This window comes from Neisseria sp. HMSC070F02 (assembly GCF_001814225.1).
Classification (GTDB): domain Bacteria; phylum Pseudomonadota; class Gammaproteobacteria; order Burkholderiales; family Neisseriaceae; genus Neisseria; species Neisseria meningitidis.
Genome location: NZ_KV815393.1, coordinates 13,241 through 16,866 on the forward strand (window position 1 = coordinate 13,241; position 3,626 = coordinate 16,866).

Annotated in this window: 1 pseudogene; it reads right to left on the minus strand. The window is 44.4% G+C overall.

The features are described 5' to 3' along the window. Positions 1–3,367, minus strand: a pseudogene (gene iga / locus HMPREF2959_RS13180) (IgA-specific serine endopeptidase autotransporter); the annotation flags it as partial. Positions 3,368–3,626 lie beyond the last annotated feature (259 nt).

Below are 3,626 nucleotides of genomic sequence, written 5' to 3' on the forward strand. Positions count from 1 at the left end.
GGCGTTTTGCCTCTTCGGCTTCTGCTTTTCGGCGTACCGCCAATGCTTGAGCCTCACGTTCGGCTTCGACTTTTTGTTTTGCCGACAACTCTGCCGCTTCGCGTTCTTTTTCATGTCGACGTGCAAGTTCGGCGCTGCTGCGTTCTTGTTCTGCTTTTTGGCGGGTCGCCAGCTCTCTTGCTTCGCGTTCGGCTTCTGCTTTTTGTTTTGCTAACTTTGCCGATTTACGCTCTGCTTCTGCTTGCTGACGCTTCACTTGCTCCGCTTTTGCTTGCTGGCGTTTTGCTTCTTCGGCTTGATTTGCCTGCGGGCTAGGTGGTGCGACGACGATATTTTGAGGCTTGGCAATTTGTGCACCGTCCGTTTGTGTTGCCTTTTGTGCTTGAGAAGCCGTGTTTGTGGCAGGAGACGGGGCCGGTTTGACTCGGCGGCGGTTCTCGGCATAAGGATTGTACAATCGGGTAATACCGTTTTCTGTTTTGATTGTATAACGCAATGCGCCTAAATCTACATGGTTATTCGCCAAGGAAACAGAAAGGTGCGAACGGTCTTGTACGGATGATGCATCAAAGAGATTCAGCCCTTCCTGATTGGGTTCGCCTGTTTTATCTTGAACATGGAGCTGATAATGACCGGATGCGGATTCCTTCACAAGCACTTTATCCCCAAGATTTTTCGCCAGGTGCGTCAGATAATGAAAATGCCCGTTACCGGATAAATGATTGATTTTGAGCGTGTGGTATTTATTTGCACTTTGCGCGTCGGAAGCGTTGTTCAAATGAATATGGCTATCCGCCAATGACAGATTGTGTACTTGGCTGTCGCCGGTCAAATGCCATTTGCTATGTTGGTTTAGGCTGACGCTGCTGTTTCCTTGCCCTTGAATTTGCCCCCATAATGCAGCCTTGCCTAAGACCAATGCCGCATTCTGACTCAAATTCACATTGCCGTTAATCTGTGTCGCTCCAAAGCTGTTTAAAGCCTTATCGGATAAGTTGTCTGTGTTGCAGGTAACGTAACCGGTATAGTCCGAGCGCACGCAAACTTCATCGCCGTTTTTGTAACCCAAATTTACTTTGGCGTTGTCTGTTGCGGTGATGTTGGCGGTAATGTTGGATACATTTCTGCCGGAAGAGAATGATGCGGATTGATTAACCGCAATTTCTGTGGCTTTGAATGTGCGGTTTATCCAGTCGTCTTCAAATACGACTTCATTGTTTTTGGAGAAATGTGCGTCTTTTCGGGCTGAAGATTTGTTCACAAAATCTCTTGCGTGTGGTGTTGGACGACCTGATAACAAGACATTGCCTTGAGTTACGCTTATTTTTCCGTTTAAATTGGCACCGCCTGTTAACAAGAAACGGTTTTGTGCGCTTTTGCCGTTGAAATTAAGGTTTAATGCGCCGTTATGTCCTTTTCCGTTTTCTTCGCCAAAGAAACCGCTAAAACCGCTAATACGCTGATTGTTTTTGTGGTTCATCGCGTTTTTCTTGGCTTCTTCTTGTGTGCTGCCCATTAAAATCCAGTCGTTATTTTCCGTTTGTCCGTTTTCGGGCATCGGTGCGTTCACGCTGCCGCCGGATTTTAGGGCGTAATAACGGTAGTTTTTGAAATAAAGATCTTTGCCTTGTGGAATCGGTTTCCTAGGGCGGTAATAGTAATAACCATCATCGTCATCATCATTATTTTGAATATAATGAATAGAGATGGTTTTGGGATCGGTAATCAAAGATTTACCCGTTAGCGTGATTGTGGAGGCGTGACCTGTGTTGTGGTTGACAATGCGCGCACCTTCATCCACGTTGCGGATGTGTTCAAAAGTCAAGTCATTGCCATTGGCATCCAAACGACCGCCACGGAAACCGAAATATAGGTTATCGGGATTAATCTGATTTGAACTATTTAATACCAATGTACCGCGCCCGCTCACAATGCCGACTTGGGAGAAAGCCTGGACTTTTTTGTCGGCATCGGCTTGTTGATTCAGAATAACCGTACCGTCGCCGACTTTTAATTCGCCTTGATTTACGCCTGTACCGTTTACTTCCAAAGTGCCTTTGCCGATTTTCGCTAATTTATCGCCTTTCGGATTTTTGACTTGCCAAACGACTTTTTTGCCGTCGGCAACATCAATCCCCGCACCTAGCCAAGTGATGTCATTATTTGCACCTTTGACTGTGTAATCGCCTTTGAAAAACAGACCGCCCGCGCCTTGGTTGATGTTTTGATCCAATACCAAAGTGCCGTTGTTTTCAAAGGTAACATTCTGTCCGTTGTTTGCACCCCTTTCATTGCCGGCAAGCCTTACCGCTGTCGAACCGATATGGCTGTTTGTGCCCGTGGTTTTCCAATGATGTTCTCTATTACCTTTGATGGTGCCGGCGTTATCGCGTTGTTTGATTTCATCTGCAAATTCTTTTTTATAGATATTCCATTCTTGCCAAGATTTTTTTCCGTAACCTGCCCAATAATCATAAGTTCCCAAAAAGACCCATTGATTTTTTTGTTTGTCAAAAGCAAATAACGGAGAGCCGCTATCGCCCAATACGCCGTAATTTGTTAACGCATCTTGCGAGAGTGCTTGTTTAAGTTCTTCTGCTGAATAGTGTGTATTGTGATTACCAAAGCCAATCAAACCTTCGGTATTCATTGTTTGGTCAATATTAATATCTTTATAAGGTGTACCTGCAATGGCATAACGATAGGCTTGTGAAAGATCGCGCAAATCGTAGCCTTTTTCTTTCCCTTCTTGATGATAAGCCCCTTTTTCATAAACTAATTGCCTGCCTGCGCCAACTCTGACAAAAGAGGAAAAACGGTTTTTATCTTTGTAGGTATCCAATCCGCCGCCGGCATCAGTTGGTGCAATCGGCGCAACTTCGGTTACAAACTTGTTAAAACGCGCCATATTATAATCTTCGAGACGGCCTAAGTTGCTCGCACCCCAAGCTTTATGGGGTTCATAGTTATTTTGTTCGACAACGCGGTATTCATTTTCTTTGTCGGCTACATCATTATGACCGTTGTATTGACCGTAATAAAAAGTATGGACTTCTGCTTTGGCGTGTTTGACGCTGACAGCATATTGGGGATCGACTACCGTTGCTATGCGTTTGTTGACATCTGCAACGCTAAAATCAATCATCGGTACGTTGGATAATGCGTTGCCGATGTTTTGACCTTGTTTGTTTTTCACTGATAAATCGGTTGCGCCGACAAAAAATTTGCCTTTGTTTTCTGCAAAGTCACGGAATATTTGATAATCGACATCGTCTCTGACCAATGCCGCTTCTGAGTATGGCGTAAGGGCATAGGCAAGAAAGATGGATAAGGATATGGCGTTAATTTTAAAACGTTTGGTTTTCATAAGGTTTTACCGTTTTAAGGGTGATAATGTCTTGTATTTTACGCCGATTTGGCGGTGTTGACTATTTTTTGTTGTGTGAATTATTCATTTTGGTGTTTTATTGCCAATTTAAAAAAAGAATCCCGATGTTTTTATTTCCGCTTCCTTTGTTCTGTTATTCAGGCGAAGGTGGGAAGCCGATTTTCGGGGTTCGGTTCTTCCGTTAAATTTCTGCGGCTTTTTGTTTTTGGATTCCCGCTTGTGCGGGAATGACGGGATT